The 16,948-nt window shown below is 68.0% G+C and carries 18 protein-coding genes; 9 read left to right on the forward strand and 9 right to left on the reverse strand.

What is annotated here, in order from left to right:
* Positions 1-29 precede the first annotated feature (29 nt).
* The gene (locus IM738_RS22605; RefSeq protein ID WP_236963277.1) at positions 30-668 is read left to right on the forward strand and encodes an MBL fold metallo-hydrolase; all 639 of its coding nucleotides are present in this window, start codon (positions 30-32) and stop codon (positions 666-668) included.
* Positions 669-688: 20 nt separating this feature from the next.
* Here IM738_RS22605 and IM738_RS22610 read toward each other — a convergent pair whose 3' ends face one another.
* Positions 689-925: a hypothetical protein gene (locus tag IM738_RS22610; RefSeq protein ID WP_236963278.1), complete on the reverse strand. Its 237-nt coding sequence runs from the start codon at positions 923-925 to the stop codon at positions 689-691.
* 47 nt (positions 926-972) lie between these two features.
* Complete coding sequence (locus IM738_RS22615; protein WP_236963279.1) at positions 973-1,821, reverse strand: M48 family metallopeptidase; 849 nt, start codon at positions 1,819-1,821, stop codon at positions 973-975.
* A gap of 47 nt (positions 1,822-1,868) precedes the next feature.
* Between IM738_RS22615 and IM738_RS22620 the strand changes: the two genes are divergently transcribed.
* On the forward strand, positions 1,869-3,278 hold the full coding sequence (locus IM738_RS22620) for an AmpG family muropeptide MFS transporter (RefSeq protein ID WP_236963280.1): 1,410 nt from the start codon (positions 1,869-1,871) through the stop codon (positions 3,276-3,278).
* Here IM738_RS22620 and IM738_RS22625 read toward each other — a convergent pair.
* Positions 3,244-4,797: a class I adenylate-forming enzyme family protein gene (locus IM738_RS22625; RefSeq protein ID WP_236963281.1), complete on the reverse strand. Its 1,554-nt coding sequence runs from the start codon at positions 4,795-4,797 to the stop codon at positions 3,244-3,246. The two genes, IM738_RS22620 and IM738_RS22625, sit on opposite strands and share 35 nt — an antisense overlap.
* Before the next feature lie 204 nt (positions 4,798-5,001).
* Here IM738_RS22625 and IM738_RS22630 point away from each other — a divergent pair, with 204 nt between their 5' ends.
* Together IM738_RS22630 and IM738_RS22635 are read left to right on the forward strand one after the other, a co-directional pair.
* Entirely contained in the window at positions 5,002-5,733 is a 732-nt protein-coding gene (locus IM738_RS22630) for a response regulator (RefSeq protein WP_236963282.1), read from the forward strand.
* Between the two features lie 250 nt (positions 5,734-5,983).
* Complete coding sequence (locus IM738_RS22635; RefSeq protein WP_236963283.1) at positions 5,984-7,237, forward strand: HAMP domain-containing sensor histidine kinase; 1,254 nt, start codon at positions 5,984-5,986, stop codon at positions 7,235-7,237.
* A 368-nt stretch (positions 7,238-7,605) separates the two neighbouring features.
* Here the strand turns inward: IM738_RS22635 and IM738_RS22640 are convergent, their stop codons facing one another.
* The 4 genes from IM738_RS22640 to radA form a co-directional block, all read right to left on the reverse strand.
* Positions 7,606-7,812, reverse strand: a complete 207-nt coding sequence (locus tag IM738_RS22640; RefSeq protein ID WP_236963284.1) for a zinc-finger domain-containing protein — start codon at positions 7,810-7,812, stop codon at positions 7,606-7,608.
* Positions 7,813-7,929: 117 nt separating this feature from the next.
* A complete protein-coding gene (locus IM738_RS22645) occupies positions 7,930-8,868 on the reverse strand; it encodes a branched-chain amino acid transaminase (protein ID WP_236963285.1) in 939 nt (312 codons plus the stop codon).
* Between the two features lie 57 nt (positions 8,869-8,925).
* A complete protein-coding gene (locus tag IM738_RS22650; protein ID WP_236963286.1) occupies positions 8,926-9,357 on the reverse strand; it encodes a glycerate kinase in 432 nt (143 codons plus the stop codon).
* 78 nt (positions 9,358-9,435) lie between these two features.
* Positions 9,436-10,812, reverse strand: coding sequence for a DNA repair protein RadA (gene radA, locus IM738_RS22655; protein WP_236963287.1), 1,377 nt, complete (start codon positions 10,810-10,812; stop codon positions 9,436-9,438).
* Positions 10,813-10,876: 64 nt separating this feature from the next.
* On the opposite strand from radA, the gene IM738_RS22660 reads away from it, so the two are divergent.
* Entirely contained in the window at positions 10,877-12,016 is a 1,140-nt protein-coding gene (locus IM738_RS22660) for a hypothetical protein (RefSeq protein WP_236963288.1), read from the forward strand.
* Here the strand turns inward: IM738_RS22660 and IM738_RS22665 are convergent.
* Positions 12,013-12,315, reverse strand: a complete 303-nt coding sequence (locus tag IM738_RS22665; protein ID WP_236963289.1) for an antibiotic biosynthesis monooxygenase family protein — start codon at positions 12,313-12,315, stop codon at positions 12,013-12,015. The two genes, IM738_RS22660 and IM738_RS22665, sit on opposite strands and share 4 nt — an antisense overlap.
* Entirely contained in the window at positions 12,303-13,355 is a 1,053-nt protein-coding gene (locus IM738_RS22670) for an NAD(P)H-dependent flavin oxidoreductase (RefSeq protein WP_236963290.1), read from the reverse strand. Before IM738_RS22670 ends, IM738_RS22665 begins: the two co-directional genes overlap by 13 nt.
* Before the next feature lie 106 nt (positions 13,356-13,461).
* On the opposite strand from IM738_RS22670, the gene hpaR reads away from it, so the two are divergent.
* Genes hpaR through hpaE form a run of 4 tightly spaced genes read left to right on the forward strand, consistent with a single transcriptional unit; the run spans position 13,462 to position 16,839 of the window.
* A complete protein-coding gene (gene hpaR / locus IM738_RS22675; protein WP_236963291.1) occupies positions 13,462-13,947 on the forward strand; it encodes a homoprotocatechuate degradation operon regulator HpaR in 486 nt (161 codons plus the stop codon).
* Positions 13,944-14,600, forward strand: coding sequence for a fumarylacetoacetate hydrolase family protein (locus IM738_RS22680; RefSeq protein WP_236963292.1), 657 nt, complete (start codon positions 13,944-13,946; stop codon positions 14,598-14,600). The genes hpaR and IM738_RS22680 overlap by 4 nt, the downstream gene beginning before the upstream one ends.
* Entirely contained in the window at positions 14,597-15,370 is a 774-nt protein-coding gene (locus IM738_RS22685; protein WP_236963293.1) for a fumarylacetoacetate hydrolase family protein, read from the forward strand. The genes IM738_RS22680 and IM738_RS22685 overlap by 4 nt, the downstream gene beginning before the upstream one ends.
* Positions 15,367-16,839 (forward strand): 5-carboxymethyl-2-hydroxymuconate semialdehyde dehydrogenase, encoded by a 1,473-nt coding sequence (gene hpaE / locus IM738_RS22690; RefSeq protein ID WP_236963294.1) that lies wholly within the window; start codon positions 15,367-15,369, stop codon positions 16,837-16,839. Before IM738_RS22685 ends, hpaE begins: the two co-directional genes overlap by 4 nt.
* Positions 16,840-16,948: the final 109 nt, after the last annotated feature.

A 16,948-nucleotide genomic window follows, 5' to 3' on the forward strand; every position in this document is an offset into this window, starting at 1 on the left:
CCAGTCCCTCAAAGCCGACCCCGAGACCCATGTTCCAGTACCGCACCGTTCCCGTCACCGCTTTTGCCCAGAACTGTTCCATCGTCTGGTGCGATGAAACGATGGACGCCGCCATCATCGACCCGGGGGGCGATCTGGAGCGCTTGCTGGCCGAGGTGAAGCGCCTGGGCGTCACGCTCAAGGCGATCTGGCTCACCCACGCCCACATCGACCACGCGGGCGGCACGGCCGAACTCGCCGCCCGGCTGAATCTGCCGATCATCGGCCCGCACCCCGGCGACCAGTTCTGGATCGACGGCCTGCCACAGCAGAGCGCCATGTTCGGTTTTCCGCCGGCGGGACATTTCACGCCCACGCGCTGGCTGGCCGATGGCGACACGGTGCAGATCGGCCACTGCATCCTCAACGTGCGCCATTGCCCTGGCCACACGCCGGGCCATGTGGTGTTTCAGTCGCCGGAGGCGCAGCGCGCGTTTGTGGGCGACGTGCTGTTCGCCGGCAGCATCGGGCGCACGGACTTTCCGCAAGGGAATCATGCGCAGCTGATCAGCAGCATCCGGGAGCGCCTCTGGCCCATGGGCGACGAGACGGTGTTCATCCCCGGGCATGGCCCGGAGAGCACGTTGGGCGAAGAGCGGCGGTTCAATCCGTATGTGAACGGGGGCTGAGTGCCCGCCTTTTCACTGGATCAGAGGCCGAGCAGCTTCTTGGCGTCGCCGAGGGCCTTCATGGACGCGTCGTGCTTGCCTTCCTTGTGCATTTTTTCGCCTTCCGCGCGCAAGGATTTCACCTTGTCCATGTCGCTCATGGACAGGCTCGGGTTGGTGCCGAGCTTGGCATCGATGGCCTTCATTTCGTTGGGGCAGTTGTGGGCAAACGCCACGGAGCAGAACAGCAGGGCGGACGCGGTCACCAGGGTTTTCATGGGGTGTCTCCTTCGGGTGGGTGCCGGCAAGCGCCGACAGGCGGATGCTAGCCCCGCCGGGCCCGCTCGTACAGGCCCTGCACCTTTGGCACGTTCGCCTGCAGCTCCCTGATGCGGTTGGGCCCGCTCGGGTGGGTGGAGAGAAACGCCGGGCCGCCGCCCTTGTTGGCCGAGGCCATCTTCTGCCACAGGCTCACGCTGGCCTGGGGCTGGAAGCCGGCGCGGGCGGCCAGCTCCAGGCCCACGAGGTCGGCCTCGCTCTCGTCTTCCCGGCTGAACTTGAGCGTGAGCAGCTGGGCGCTCAGGTCGGCGGCGACGGTGCCGATGTTGCCCAGGCCCAGCAACTCGGCGCCCAGGCGCAGGCCGAGGTTGGTGGCGCTGCTTTTGGCCAGGCGCTCGCGGGCGTGTTCGCGCAGCGCGTGGGCCATCTCGTGGCCCATGATCATCGCGGCTTCGTCGTCCGTGAGCTTGAGCTGGCTCAGGATGCCGGTGTAGAAGGCGATCTTGCCACCGGGCAGGCAGAAGGCATTGATCTGGTCGCTGTTGATCAGCGCCACTTGCCATTGCCAGTCCTTGGCGCGCGGGTTCCAGGCGGCCGCAAACGGAATGATGCGTTTGGCGATGGCATGCAGCCGCTGGGTCTGCGGATGGTTGGCGGGAACGAGCGCGTTCTTTTGCTTCGCTTCCTGCACGGTCTGGACGAACTGCTGGCTGCCAGCCTTCTCGATCTGGTCGGCGGGCACGAGCTTGCGCATGCTGGAGGCTTTGCCCACATCGACCTGCGCCACGGCGGGCAGGGCGGCCGCCGCAGCCCCCGCGAGCACGAAGGCGCGGCGCACCTGCCAGGGGCCGCGCTGTGGAGCGGAGGATGTCTTGAGGTCGCAGAGAAAACACATGGGTCAATAATAGGCAAAGCCCCAGCCGGGCGCACCCACCTGTCGCAATGACCGAGAACGCCGTCACGCTTTCGAGCCCCGAAACCACTGCCCGACCCACCTGGGGCGAGACGCTGCGCGCTTACCTGGAGCCCGCCAGCCTGCGCATGTTCGCGCTCGGCTTCTCGGCCGGGCTGCCGCTGCTGCTGGTCTTGGGCACGCTGAGCTTTCGCTTGCGCGAGGCCGGGCTGGACCGAACGACCATCGGTTACCTGAGCTGGGTGGGGCTGGCGTATGGCTTCAAGTGGTGCTGGTCGCCGCTGGTGGACCGCCTGTCGATCCCGATGCTCACGCGCTGGATGGGGCGGCGTCGCAGTTGGTTGCTGCTGTCGCAGGGCGCGATCATGGCGGCGCTGGTGGGCATGGCGCTGTCGGACCCGCGCACCGGGCTGAACGTGGTGGTGTGGTGCGCGCTGGCGGTGGCGTTCGCCTCGGCCACGCAGGACATCGCGCTGGACGCCTTCCGCATCGAGTCCGCCGACGCGCGGCACCAGGGCGTGCTCGCCGCGACCTACCAGACGGGCTACCGGCTGGCGATGATCTGGGCGGGCGCGGGGGTGTTGTGGCTGGCGGCGCGGGCCGAGGTGGCGCCGGCCGCGGTGGCGGCGGTCACGGCAGCTGCCGATGCCGCGAAGCCGGCGCCCGGGTCGCTGTACCAGAACGCGGCTTGGACCACGGCCTACCTCGTCATGGCCGCGAGCATGCTGGTGGGCGTGGTCACGGTGCTGTTCTCGCGCGAGCCCGTGCAGCTGGCCGTGCCGCCCGCACGCAATGCGGCCGAGTGGTTCCGGGGCGCTTTCGTCGAGCCCTTTGCCGACTTCCTGAAGCGCTACGGCCATCAGGCGCTGCTGATCCTGGCGCTGATCGGCGTTTACCGCATCAGCGACGTGGTGATGGGCATCATGGCCAACCCGTTCTACGTGGACATGGGCTACACCAAGGACGAGGTGGCGGCGGTCACCAAGGTCTACGGCGTGATCATGACCCTGGTGGGCGCCTTCATCGGCGGCGCGCTGTCACTGCGCTGGGGCGTGATGCGGGTGCTGATGCTGGGTGCCATCCTGTCGGCCGCGAGCAACCTGCTGTTCGCCTGGCTGGCTGGTCATGGCCACGACGTGACGGCGCTGATCGCCGTGATCTCTGCCGACAACCTGAGCGCGGGCGTGGCCTCGGCCGCGTTCATTGCCTACCTTTCCAGCCTCACGAACGTCACCTACTCGGCCACGCAGTACGCACTGTTCAGTTCCATGATGCTGCTTGCACCCAAGTGGCTGGCGGGGTACTCGGGCGCGTTTGTCGATGCCCATGACTACCCGACCTTCTTCACCGCGACAGCCTTTCTCGGTGTGCCGGTGTTGCTCCTGATCTGGTTGGCCACCCGGCTCATTCCTGTGCCGGAACGTCCAGCAGGGTCTTGAGCGCGGCCTTCTGCACCTTGCCCAGCGCGGTCTTGGGCAGGGCGTCCACCCGCAGCCAGCGCCGGGGCCACTTGTAGCGCGCCAGCCGGCCGTCGAGGAAGTGCTGAAAGGGCGCGGCCCAGTCGCCGCCCACCGATGCATCGGGCCGCAGCACCAGCACGGCGACCGCCACCTCGCCCCAGCGCGCATCGGCCTGCCCGACCACGCTGCACTCGATCACGGAAGGGTGTTGCAGCAGCAGGTTCTCGATCTCGGCCGGGTAGATGTTTTCGCCGCCGGAAATGATCATGTCCTTGGCGCGGCCGACCACCGTGTAGCTGCCGTCGGTGGCCTGCTGCGCGAGGTCGCCGCTGTGGAAGAAGCCGTTGGTGTCACAGGCCGCTCGGTCGGGCCAGTAGCGCCGCACGACGTTGGGCGCGCGCAGGCAGAGCTCGCCAACCTCGCCGGGCGCCACCACTTCACCCAATGCGCTGCGCAGCGTCACTTCCACACCCGGTGCAGGCCAGCCACACGAGCCGGCGTGCGACACCGCGCGTTCCGGCGGCAGCGCGATGGAGAACGGTCCGGTCTCGGTGCTGCCGTACACGTTGCACACCGGCACACCGCGCGAATGAAATGCGGCCAGGGGAGCGGGCGGCAGCACGCTGGAGCCCGCCCACACGGCGCGCAGGCAGGTCAGATCGGTGGCCGCCCACAACGCATGTTCGGTCAGTGCCTTCAATGTGGCCGGCACCTGCAGCGTGAGGGTGGGGCGATCGGTGGTGATGGCCCGCAGCGTGGCGCTGGCGTCGAAGCGGCTGTGCAGCAGCACGTGCGCGCCCACCGAGAGCGCGGGCAGGGTCTGGATGCACAGACCGCCCACGTGGAACAGCGGCAGCACGGTGAGCACCGTGTCGCTGGCGGTCAGGCCCTGCACCTGCGCCGCCATCGCCATGTTGGCCAGCAGGTTGCCCTGCGTGTGCACGGCGGCCTTGGGCGCACCGGTGGTGCCCGAGGTGTAGACCAGCATCACGGGGAGGTCCGTTGCCTCGGTCACTGGCGCGGGGAGGGCGGTGAAGGCTGCCTGCGTGTTCAGCTCGCGCAGCGCGACGCAGACCGGGCCACCCGGTACGGCGCACAGGGCGGTGGCAGCGTCGGCAAACGTCGCGTCGTGCACCAGGCAGCGCGGCGCGCAGTCGGCCAGCACCGCCGCCCACTCGGCCGGTGCGAGGCGGTGGTTGAGCGGCACGAGCATGGCACCCAACCGCGCGAGCGCGAACAGCAGTGCGATCTGGGTCGGGTGGTTGAGGCCCAGCCAGGCGACGCGGTCGCCCGGCTGAACGCCCCAGCGGGTGGCGAGGTCCTGCGCCAGCGCGTCGGCCTGTTGCATCAGATCCGAATAGCTCAGGGTGGGCATCGCCGCTTGTCCGGGCTCACGGCCACTGAGCGCCGGTGCATCGGGTCGGGCCGTCGCCAGGCCGCGCAGGAGGGCGGTCAGCGAAGGGGCGGGCAGCGGCGGCGGGGCGGTTGGGGTGAACATTCACGCAACTTTACGCGAGCGATCCACGCGCTTCACGCGCGTGCGTGACGATGGGCTTGGCGTCACCCGTTCAACGATCCGCCGCCGGGCCGCCCCAAGGCGGATCAGCCCCCGGACCCGGGTTGCACCGGGGCCCTCCCCATTGCATGGGCAACGCCCCTGCGGTGGAGTGTGGGGGCCACCTACCTCGCTACACTGAAAGCCATGAACGCTCCCAGCCCCACCCGCCTCCTGATGATCGAAGACGACGCGCGTCTGGCGCAGATGGTCACCGAGTACCTGGCCCAGTCCGGCTACGCGGTCATCCACGCGAGCGACGGTGAAAAAGGCCTGGAGCAGCTGCCGCTGCTGCAGCCCGAACTCGTGATCCTGGACCTGATGATGCCGGGCATTGATGGGCTCGAAGTCTGCCGCCGCATCCGCGCGCTGCCCAACGACAGCGCGCGCGTGCCGGTGCTGATGCTCACCGCCAAGGGTGATCCGATGGACCGCATCATCGGTCTCGAACTGGGCGCCGACGACTACCTGCCCAAACCCTTCGAGCCGCGCGAGCTGCTGGCGCGCATCCGCGCGGTGCTGCGCCGCCGGGGCGAGCCCACGGGCACCGCGACCGCCACGCGCAGCACGCCGGTCTTGCGCTTCGGTTCGCTGGAGATCGACCGAGACGCCCGCACGGTGCAGGTGGGCAGCGGTGTGTGCGACCTGACCTCCTACCAGTTTGATCTGCTGGTGGCGATGGCCGAGCGCGCCGGGCGCGTGCTCACGCGCGACCAGATCATGGAGGCCGTGCGCGGGCGCGAGCTGGAGGCGTTTGACCGCAGCATCGACGTGCACATTGGCCGCATCCGCAACGCCATCGAAGCCGACAGCAAGGAGCCCAAGCGCATCCTGACGGTGCGGGGCGTGGGTTACGTGTTCGCGAAACAACAGGACTGATGGTGACCCCCCTGCGCCGCTTCGCTCGCCTTGCAGGCCGCAGCATGGGACAGAGCCCATGCTTCTTCGGGCTGTCCGAGCCTGCGCAGGCAGGCTCAGAGCCGCGGCCCTCAGCCCCCCGGGGGGACAACGCCTGCAGCCCGGCGAAGCCGGTTCTGCGGCGTTCTGGGGTGGGGGGCACTTCTCTGGCGCCACATGGTGGGTGCACGCATCTGCATCTGCGTCGCTGGTTCGGCTTTGGAGCGCGACCATGAAAGGTCTGTGGGGTCAGCGCCTGTACCTGCGCATCTGGCTGGCGGTGGTGGCGGCGGTGGCGGTGCTGGCGCTGATGGCAGGCTGGTTGTGGCAGATGGCGCTGGACCGCGACCGCGAGGAGCGCGATGCGCGGACGGCGCGCGAGATTTTTCTGCGCAACGGCGCGGGCGAGATCGTCGGCCAGGCGCCCGCCCAGGCGGTGCGTGTGCCCGGCCAGGGGCTGGAGTTCCAGGTGCAGATGAAAGACGGCCAGACGCTGTACATCCAGCTGCCCCGGCCCAATCGCCCGCCCGGAAGCACCGCATCGAACCGCCGCAGCCTGTTTGGCCTTCAGTCGCCGTATGGGTTTGCCTGGCTGCTGGGTCTGGTCGCGCTGGCCGTGGCACTGGGCGCGTATCCCATCGTGCGCCGCCTGACCAAGCGCCTGGAGGGCTTGCAGCGTGGTGTGGAGCGCTGGGGGCAGGGTGATCTGAGCACGCGCCTGCCGGTGTCGGGGGAGGACGAGGTGGCCTTTCTGGCCGAGCGTTTCAATTCGGCGGCTGAACGAGTGCAGACGCTGATGCTCTCGCACAAGGCCTTGCTCGCCAACGCATCGCACGAACTGCGTTCGCCACTGGCGCGCATCCGCATGGGGCTGGAGCTGCTGGGCCATGACGCGGCGCACGCGAGCCAGCGCGCCGAGGTGGCCCGCAACATCGAGGAGCTGGACCAGCTGATCGACGAAATCTTGCTTGCGAGCCGGCTGGACGTGCGCGACGCCAACGAGGCCTCGGCCATCGGCCCGACCGAAGAGGTGGACCTCGTGGGGCTGGCGGCCGAGGAGTGCTCGCGCACCGGCGCCGAGCTCGATGTGGCCGAAGGCATTTCGCCGGTGCTGGTTCAGGGCCACGCCAAGCTGCTGCGCCGCCTGCTGCGCAACCTGCTGGAAAACGCGCGCCGCTATGGGCAGCCGGTGGGGGCGGGCGGTGTGGTCGAGCCGGTGCGGCTGGGGATCGCGATGCACACGACCGGTCTCGCGCCGGCCATGGTGCGGGTGAGTGTGGAAGACCGGGGCCCTGGCGTGCCGGCCGCGCTGCGTGAGCGCATCTTCGAGCCTTTCTACCGGCTGCCCGGCGCCAGCGAGAGCGTGGGTGGCGTGGGCCTGGGCCTGTCGCTGGTCAAGTCGATCGCCACCCGCCACCAAGGTCGCGTGCATTGCGAAGACCGGCCCGGGGGGGGCGCGCGTTTTGTGGTGGACCTGCCTTTGTAACTGCAGGTAATTACTGTTTCCTTGGCGTACATGCGAGCAACGGTCCACACCGTGTGTTCATAGGCCTTTGGACGTGTTTTTGATGAAATCAGAGCGTTGATTTCCATCGAAGTGCCGCGTTTCTCCCCCAAACGGGGGATGTACGAAATACTTATTGCAACGCACAATTTACGGGTTGCTGTCACAACATCAATCAAAGATCCGGCAAACACCAATACGTCTTTGCAACGTTTGAAACTGGTCTCCCAACGACGTCCTTCCAAGGACTTTCAAAGCCACCGCGAGGTGGCTTTTTTTTTGTCTGTGCGCAACAAAAAGGGCGTCCGAAGACGCCCTTTGACTGTGTGAAGCGGTGTCGAAATGAAATCTCAGTGTCCGTGGGACACCACCTCGCCGGCCTTCAGCTGGTACACCGTGCCGCAGTAAGGGCAGCGGGCGGTGCCCGTCTTCGCCACATCCAGGTAGACCTTGGGGTGGCTGTTCCAGAGCTTCATGTCGGCCTTTGGGCTGGGGCAGAAGATGCCGCCCTGGTGGTTCAGGTCGGCGGCGGCCAGTTCGATCGTTGCGTTTTTCATATCAAACACCTGTCTTGAAAAGAGGGGGAGCAGCGTCCAGAACATCGCGGAACCGGCTTTGCCGGGCCGCAGATGTTGCCCCCTTGAGGGGGTCGCGCGAAGCGCGGCGGGGGTGGGTCACACCTTGCTCAACCAGTGGGCGTACTTGGGATTGCGGCCATTGACGATGTCAAAGAACGCGCTCTGGATTTTTTCGGTGATCGGGCCGCGCGAGCCGCTGCCCAGCTCGATGCGGTCGAGTTCGCGGATCGGGGTCACTTCGGCGGCGGTGCCGGTGAAGAAGGCCTCGTCGGCGATGTAGACCTCGTCGCGCGTGATGCGCTTCTGAATGATTTCCAGCCCCAGGTCCTTGGCGATGTGGAACACGGTGTTGCGGGTGATGCCGTTCAGGGCACCGGCCGACAGGTCGGGCGTGTAGATCACGCCGTTCTTCACCACGAAGATGTTCTCGCCGGCGCCCTCGCTCACAAAGCCCGAGCTGTCCAGCAGCAGGGCTTCGTCGTAACCCTCGTCGGTCACTTCCATGTTGGCCAGGATGGAGTTGGTGTAGTTGCTCACCGCCTTGGCCTGCGTCATGGTGATGTTGACGTGATGGCGGGTGTAGCTGCTGGTCTTGACGCGGATGCCGCGCTTCAGGCCCTCTTCACCCAGATAAGCGCCCCAGGCCCAGGCAGCAACCATCAGGTGGATGGTGTTGCCCTTGGGGCTGACGCCCAGCTTCTTGTCGCCGATCCAGGTCAGCGGGCGGATGTAGCAGCTCTCCAGCTTGTTTTCGCGCACCACGGCCTTCTGGGCTTCGTTCACTTCTTCCTTGGTGAACGGCAGCTTCATGCGCAGGATCTTGGCGCTGTTGAACAGGCGCTCGGTGTGTTCTTCCAGACGGAAGATCGCCGTGCCGCCCTGCGCGTTGTAGGCGCGCACGCCTTCAAAGGCGCCGCAGCCGTAGTGCAGCGTGTGGGTCAGCACATGGATCTTGGCGTCGCGCCAGTCGACCATCTGGCCGTCCATCCAGATCTTGCCGTCGCGGTCGGACATCGAGGGAACTACGGGGCTCATGCATGCGTCCTTTGAAATGGGAGGGCGGCCTCGGGGAGGGCCTGCCAACCCGCCATTTTACGGCGCCGCGTCGACGGCTGGGTCTGCTGGCGCGGCTTCAGCGCTCGGGCGCTGGAGGGACCATTCCCGCAGCCGCCCGCCACGGAAACTCGCCGTGACCGACGAGTCGCTGCCGTCGGTCCAGCGGAATTGTTCCGGCTCTTCGCCTTCCGGCGTCAGGCGCTCGCCCAGCGAACGCGTCATCGCCAGCACGTGCATCAGCGTCACCCCAGGCTTGAGCTTGGCGTTGAGCATGACGGCGCTGTCCACGTGGCCGATGGGCCGGCTCGACGCGCGTTTGAACACCGTCATCAGCCGCGTGACGTGCAGCAGCAGCCACATGACCAGACCACCGGTCACCACGGCCACGCCGGCCCAGCCGTATTTCTGGTGGGCCAGGACCAGCAGCGCGGCGCCGGCCAGCGGAATCACAAATCTCTGGAAGTTCATGCCTTGAATTGTCGTGGCTGTCGGCGGGCGGGCTGTTGCGGACAACGCTTACCCGCTGCAGCCCAGCGCGGGGGCACTTCAGGCCAGGCTGCGGGCCAGCTCCATGGCCTCTTCGATGCGGTCGACGCCGTGGATGGTCAGGCCCTCGAAGGCCTTGTCGTTCTTTTTCGGCGCGTTGGCCTTGGGCACCACCGCGACGCTGAAGCCGAGCTTGGCCGCCTCTTTCAGCCGCTCCTGACCGCGCGGCGCGGGGCGCACTTCGCCGGCCAGGCCGACCTCGCCAAAGGCGATGAAGCCCTTGGGCAGCGCCTTGCCGCGCAGGCTGGAGGTGATGGCCAGCATCACGGCCAGGTCGGCCGCCGGCTCGCTGATTCGCACGCCGCCCACTGCGTTGACGAACACGTCCTGGTCCATGCAGGCCACGCCGGCGTGGCGGTGCAACACTGCCAGCAGCATGGCCAGGCGGTCGCGGTCCAGGCCGACCGACAGGCGTCGCGGCGACGGGCCGCCGCTGTCCACCAGCGCCTGGATTTCCACCAGCATCGGTCGCGTGCCTTCGAGCGTCACCATCACGCAGCTGCCCGGCACGGGCTCCGAGTGTTGCGACAGAAAGATCGCGCTCGGGTTGCTCACGCCCTTCAGGCCACGCTCGGTCATGGCGAACACGCCGATCTCGTTCACTGCGCCGAAGCGGTTCTTGATGGCGCGGACCAGTCGGAAGCTGGAATGCGTGTCGCCCTCGAAATACAAGACCGTGTCCACCATGTGCTCCAGCACGCGCGGACCGGCGAGCGCGCCTTCCTTGGTCACGTGGCCCACCAAAACGATGGCCGTGCCGCTGGACTTGGCCGCGCGCGTCAGGTGGGCCGCACATTCGCGCACCTGCGCCACCGAGCCGGGCGCGCTGGTGAGCTGCTCGGAGTACACGGTCTGGATCGAGTCGATCACGGCGATGGCTGGCTTGGTGTGGTCCAGCGTGGCGAGGATCTTCTCCAGCTGGATCTCGGCCAGCACGCTGACCTGCGAGCCGTCCAGCCCGAGCCGGCGCGAGCGCAGCGCCACCTGGGCGCCGCTTTCTTCACCGGTCACGTACAGGGTTTTCTGGCCGGAGCGCTGCAGCGAGTCCAGCGCCTGCAAGAGCAGCGTGGACTTCCCGATGCCCGGGTCGCCACCGATCAGCACCACGCCGCCCTCCACGATGCCGCCGCCCAGCACGCGGTCCAGTTCGTCGTGGCCGGTGGGCGTGCGCTGCACGTCGGTGGCGTCGATGTCGGCGAGCGTCGTGACCTCGGCCGTCTTGGCCAGCGAGGCGAAGCGATTCTTCGCCTGAGCGGTGGATTCGGCCACTGATTCGATCAGTGTGTTCCAGGCGTTGCAGTGTGGGCACTTGCCCAGCCACTTGGGACTGTTGCCGCCGCATTCGTTGCAGGTGTATTGGGTTTTTTCTTTGGCCATGTGGCACGCAATATAGTCGAGTCCCGCCGCGCTCCCGGCCTGGCCTGCCTCCTCTGGACCCCCTTTGTCAGCACCCCACGACCCCCGTTTGCCGCTCGCCGCCGCTTTGCGTGTGCTGCAGGCGGGTGAGCTTCCGCCGTCACCCGCCGTGCGGGCGTTCAACCTGCAGCTGACCCGCGTCGACAAGCTCAAGGCGCAGCTCGCCGAGCTGGACGCGCTGGCGCAGTCGCACCGGGTCGAGCTGCACCGCTGGGTCGCGCCCCTGCAGCAGCGCCAGCGTGAGCACATGCGCGAGCTGGCCCTGGGCCTGGCCGAACACCTGCAGGGCAAGGCGCTGAGCCGCTTGCAGCAGGAGACCGCGACCGAAACCCTGTGCCGGCTGGCGCAGACCCTGGCCGAAGAGGGCGACACGGCGATGGCCACGCTGCACGACCGGCACAGCCGCCAGACCCTGGCGCAGAAAAAGCAGGCCGCGGCCGATGCCCTGCGGGCGCGGCTGGAAGACGTGTTGGGCGAACCGCTGGACGCTGCGGGCGACGACGCGTCGATGGAGGAACTGTTGCGTGCTGGCATGGCGCGGCTGCGCGAATCGCAGGACGAGGAGCAGGCGCGCCGCCAGGCCAAGCTGAAAGCCCGCAAGGCCCGGCAGAAACCGGGCACCGAGCAGGTCAAGGCCCAGGCGCAGCAGACCGACGCCGACACCCAGCTGCGCACGCTGTTCCGCCAACTGGCCAGCGCCTTGCACCCCGACCGCGAACCCGATCCCCAGGAGCGCCTGCGCAAGACCGCGCTCATGAGCGAGGCCAACGCGGCGTATGGCCGCAAGGACCTGGTGACGCTGATGCAGATTCAGCTGCGCGCCGAGCTGGCCGACCCGGCGGCGGTGTCGCGCATGGCCGATCACAAGCTGGCCGCGCTGACCCTGTTGCTCAAGCAGCAGGTGGCCGATCTGGAGCGCGAGCGCGCCGCGCGCCAGCAGCGCCTGGCGGGCGAATTTGACCTGCCACCGGGCCAGGCCACCAACCCCAACACCCTCAAGCAGCACCTGCTGGCGCAGGTGGACGCGCTGGAATCGGCGGTGGCGCAACTGGAGCGCGACCTGGAGCAGGTGCGGGAGCCCGCCGCGCTCAAACGCTGGCTGAACCAGCAGCGCGAAGTCCCGCGCCGTGTCCGCGCGGACCGGGACCTCGACGACTACTTTTAGCCCGACGCCGCCGGGTGGCGGTAGCGCCGCGTCACCTCGGCGATCTCCACCGAGTAGCTGGCGTACCAGCGTTCGCGCCCCAGCTTCTGTGCGGCCAGGTGGTCGGTGTGCTGTTTCCAGGCACGGATGCTGGCTTCGTCGGGCCAGTACGACAGCGCGATTTCCTGCTCACCTTCGGTCACGGCGGTGAAGTCGAGGCAGCCGAACTGGGTCAGTGCCAGCTCGCGCATCTGCGCGGCCATGGCGCTGTACTCGGCGTCGAGGGCGCGGGCTTTCGCACGGAAGATCACGACAAACATAGGAATCCTTGTGCGAGCAGGTGGGTGAGTTCGGCCGCCGGCAGCGCCTGGCAGCCGCTGGCGTTCTGGCCCGACCACAGCGGCGAGAAGTCGCCGCTGCCCAGCGCCTCGAAGTGCGCGCGCAGTGGGGCGATGGCGGCGGTGGCGAGCGGGAAGGCCGGCGGGGCCAGACTCATGGGGCCGAGTTCACGCATCACGCGGTTGACGATGCCGCGCGCCGGCCGGCCGGTGAACAGGTTGGTGAGCGCCGTGTGGTGCGCGGCGTCGCTCTGCAGGGCGGCGCGGTGCAGGGCGCTGGTGGTGGTCTCCGGGCAGCACAGGTAGGCCGTGCCCACCTGCACGCCGGCCGCGCCGAGTGCCATGGCCGCCGCCACACCCGCCGCATCGGCGATGCCGCCGGCCGCGATCACGGGCACGTCCACGGCGGCCACGATCTGCGGCAGCAGGGCGAATGTACCGACCTGGGTCGTCAGGTCGTCGGTCAGGAACATGCCCCGGTGGCCACCCGCTTCGACACCCTGCGCGATCACCGCGTCCACGCCGTGGGCCACCAGCCAGCGCGCTTCTTCGACCGTCGTCGCCGACGACAGCACCACGCTGCCCCAGCCCTTCACCCGCGCCAGCAGGTCGGGCGCGGGCAGGCCGAAGTGGAAGCTCATCACCGGCGGGCGGAAAGGCTCGACCGCATCGGCCGCGGCGTGGCTGAACGGCACGCGGCCCGCGCCCGTGGGCACCGTGCCGATGTCAAGCCCGGCCTCGGCGTAGAAGGGCGCCAGCGCCTCGCGCCAGCGCGCCTCGCGGGCCGCATCGGGCACAGGGGGCGTGTGGCAGAAGAAGTTGAGGTTCCAGGGGTGGGCCGTGCCGTGGCTGAGCGATGTCAGTTCGACCTGCAGCGCCTCGGGCGTGAGCATCGCGCAGGGCAGCGAACCGAGGCCCCCCGCGTTGCAGACGGCCACGGCCAACGCCGCGCCTTGCACGCCCGCCATCGGGGCCTGGATCAACGGAAGTTCGGTGCCCAGCAGGGCGAGCAGGGGGTTCATGGTCCGGCATTGTCCACCTGGCGGCCGGGGTCCTGTCAAACCCCGCTGGAAGTCGGGTTAACCCCGATTTGGGTCCATCCACAAAATCATTTAACATATTAAATAAATGAGCGACGCACAACCTTCTTTCGTCCACCGCAACCTGCCCCGCCTGCTGCTCGAAGCGCGCGAGGCGGTGATGTTGCACACCCGGCCCAGCCTGCGCGAGCACGGCCTGTCGGACCAGCAGTGGCGCGTGCTGCGCGTGCTGGGCGAACACGCGGGCGACCCCGCCGGCGTCGAGACCGGTCGCGTGGCGCGCGAAGCCCTGCTGCTCGGCCCCAGCCTCACCGGCGTGCTCACGCGCATGGAGCGCGATGGGCTGATCAGCCGCGCGCGCTGCCCGCAGGACGCGCGCCGCACCGTGGTGCGCGCCACCCGCGCGGGCCTGAAGCTGGTGGCCACGCTGTCAGAGACCATCGAGGCGCACTACGCGTGGATGGAAGCGCAACTGGGCAAGGCGCAGCTGGCGAAGCTCTACACGCTGCTCGACCAGGTGATCGCGCTGGAGGCGCCGGTGAGCGATGAACTGCCCGAGGAAGAGAACCCATGAACCCACCTCCCTACATCCCCTGCGGCACGGTCTACGGCACCCTGCTGAACTTCCGGCGCGAACACGCGCTGTGGGCGCCGCGCATGCACGAGGCGCCCTACAAGGCGCCGCCGCAGGCGCCGGTGCTCTACATCAAGACCGCCAACACCTTCACGCGTTGCGGCCACGCCATCGCGCTGCCCACGGGGGTGGACGAGGTCGAGGTCAGCGCCTCGCTCGGCCTGGTGGCGGGTGAGGGCGGTGCGGTGGCGGGCTGCGTGCTGCTGGCCGACGTGGCGATTCCGCACACGAGTTACTACCGGCCGCCGGTGAAGTACCGCAACGTGGACGGTTTCCTCGGCGTGGGCGACGTGGTGCGGCCGGTTGCCGAGCTGGACGGATGGAGTGGCCTGTCTGCGCTGACGCTGGAACTGCGGGTCGACGGCGTGATGCGCCAGCGCGTGCCCTTGCAGGACATGCTGCGCGACGCCGCCGCGCTGTGGGCCGACGTCAACGCCTTCCAGTCCATGCGGCCGGGCGACGTGCTGATGGTCGGCACCGACTGCCTGGACGACGGCTCGCGGCCGCGCGCGCGGGCGGGCGACTCTGTGGAGGTCACCGCCGTCGGGTTGAGTCCGCTCACCAACCATTTTGTGCAGGAGGTGACGGCATGAAAAGAGCCCGCATCGCCTGGGCCGGCGCGGTCCACGACGCCATCGAAGCCGATGGCCAGCTCGAACTGCTCACGCCCGCATTCAAGGGCCGCCGCGTCAAGTTTGACGAGGTGGTCTGGTTGCCGCCGCTGGCCCCCGTGACGCGCGCCCGCACCGTGCTCGCGCTCGGCCTGAACTACGCCGACCATGCGAAAGAACTCGCGTTCAAGGCGCCCGAAGAGCCGCTGGCCTTTGTGAAGGGCGAGGCTTCATTGATTGGTCACCGCGCCTTTACCGTGCGACCGGACAACGTGAAGTTCATGCACTACGAATGTGAACTTGCGGTGGTGATTGGCAAGCCGGCGAAGCGTGTGAAAAAGGCCGACGCGCTCGGGTACGTCGCCGGCTACACGGTGGCCAACGACTACGCGATTCGCGACTACCTGGAAAACTGGTACCGGCCCAACCTCAAGGTCAAGAACCGCGACACCTGCACGCCGCTAGGCCCCTGGCTGGTCGATGCCGCCGACATCCCCGATCCGATGAACCTCGCGCTGAGCACCACCGTGAACGGAAAGGTCACGCAGCAGGGCAGCACCAAAGACATGATCTTCGACGTGCCCACGCTGATCGAATACTTCAGCGGCTTCATGACCCTGATGCCCGGCGACCTCATCCTCACCGGCACGCCCGACGGCGTGGTCGACTGCCAGCCCGGCGACGTGATCGTCACCGAGATCGAGGGCATCGGCTCGCTCATCAACACGATCACTTCCGAAAGCAAGGCATGACCCGCATCAACCACCTCATCAACGGCAAAACCGTCGCCGGCACCGACTACTTCGAAACGATCAACCCCGCCACGCAAGGCGTGCTGGCCGAAGTGGCTTCGGGCACCGGGGCCGACGTCAACGCGGCGGTGCAGGCGGCCAAGGACGCCTTCCCGGCTTGGGCCGGCCTGCCGGCCACCGAGCGCGCGAAGAAGATCCGCGCACTCGGCGAGCTGATCGCGAAACACGTGCCTGAGATCGCGCAGACCGAGACCGACGACACCGGCCAGGTGATCGCGCAGACCGGCAAGCAGCTGATCCCGCGCGCGGCGGACAACTTCAGCTACTTCGCCGAGATGTGCACCCGTGTCGACGGCCACACCTACCCCACGCCCACGCACCTGAACTACACGCTGTTCCACCCGGTGGGCGTGTGCGCGCTGATCAGCCCGTGGAACGTGCCCTTCATGACCGCGACGTGGAAGGTCGCGCCCGCGCTGGCCTTCGGCAACACGGCGGTGCTGAAGATGAGCGAACTCTCCCCCATGACCGCCGCGCGCCTGGGCGAGCTGGCACTGGAAGCCGGCATCCCGGCCGGCGTGCTGAACGTGGTGCACGGCTTCGGCAAGGAAGCGGGCGAGCCGCTGTGTGCGCACCCCGACGTGCGCGCGATTTCCTTCACCGGCTCCACGGCCACGGGCAACCGCATCGTGAAGACGGCGGGCCTGAAGAAGTTCAGCATGGAGTTGGGCGGCAAGAGCCCGTTCGTCATCTTCGACGACGCCGACCTGGACCGCGCGCTCGACGCCGCGATCTTCATGATCTTCAGCAACAACGGCGAGCGCTGCACCGCCGGCTCGCGCATCCTGGTGCAGCAGAGCATCTACGCCGACTTCGCCGCGAAATTCACCGAGCGCGCCAAGCGCATCGTGGTGGGCGACCCGCTGGACGAGAAGACGACCATCGGCCCGATGATCAGCCAGGGCCACCTGGCCAAGGTGCGCAGCTACATCGAGCTGGGGCCGAAGGAGGGCGCGACGATGCTGTGTGGCGGTCTGGACCGGCCGAGCTATGCGGCCGAGCTGCCGGCGCATGTGCAGGCCGGCAACTACGTGTGGCCGACCGTGTTCGCCGACGTGGACAACCGCATGAAGATCGCGCAGGACGAGATCTTTGGTCCGGTGGCCTGCCTGATCCCGTTCAAGGACGAGGCCGATGCGATCCGCATCGCGAACGACATCGCCTACGGTCTGTCGAGCTATGTGTGGACCGAGAACATCGGCAAGGCGCACCGGGTGGCGGCCGCCGTGGAAGCGGGCATGTGTTTCGTGAACTCGCAGAACGTGCGGGATCTGCGGCAGCCGTTTGGTGGCACCAAGGCGTCGGGCACGGGGCGCGAGGGCGGGACCTGGAGTTACGAGGTGTTCCTGGAGCCCAAGAACGTCGCTGTCTCTCTGGGTTCTCACCACATTCCGCATTGGGGGGTGTGATTTGTTCGCCTCTGCTGTTTCACGCAGCTGCCTGGGCGGGCTGGGAGGACCGGGGTACCCGGTTCCGCTCATGTCCCCCGAAACGGGCTTTGCCCGTTTCTCCTCCTTT

Source organism: Hydrogenophaga sp. SL48 (assembly GCF_021729865.1).
Classification (GTDB): Bacteria; Pseudomonadota; Gammaproteobacteria; order Burkholderiales; family Burkholderiaceae_C; genus Hydrogenophaga.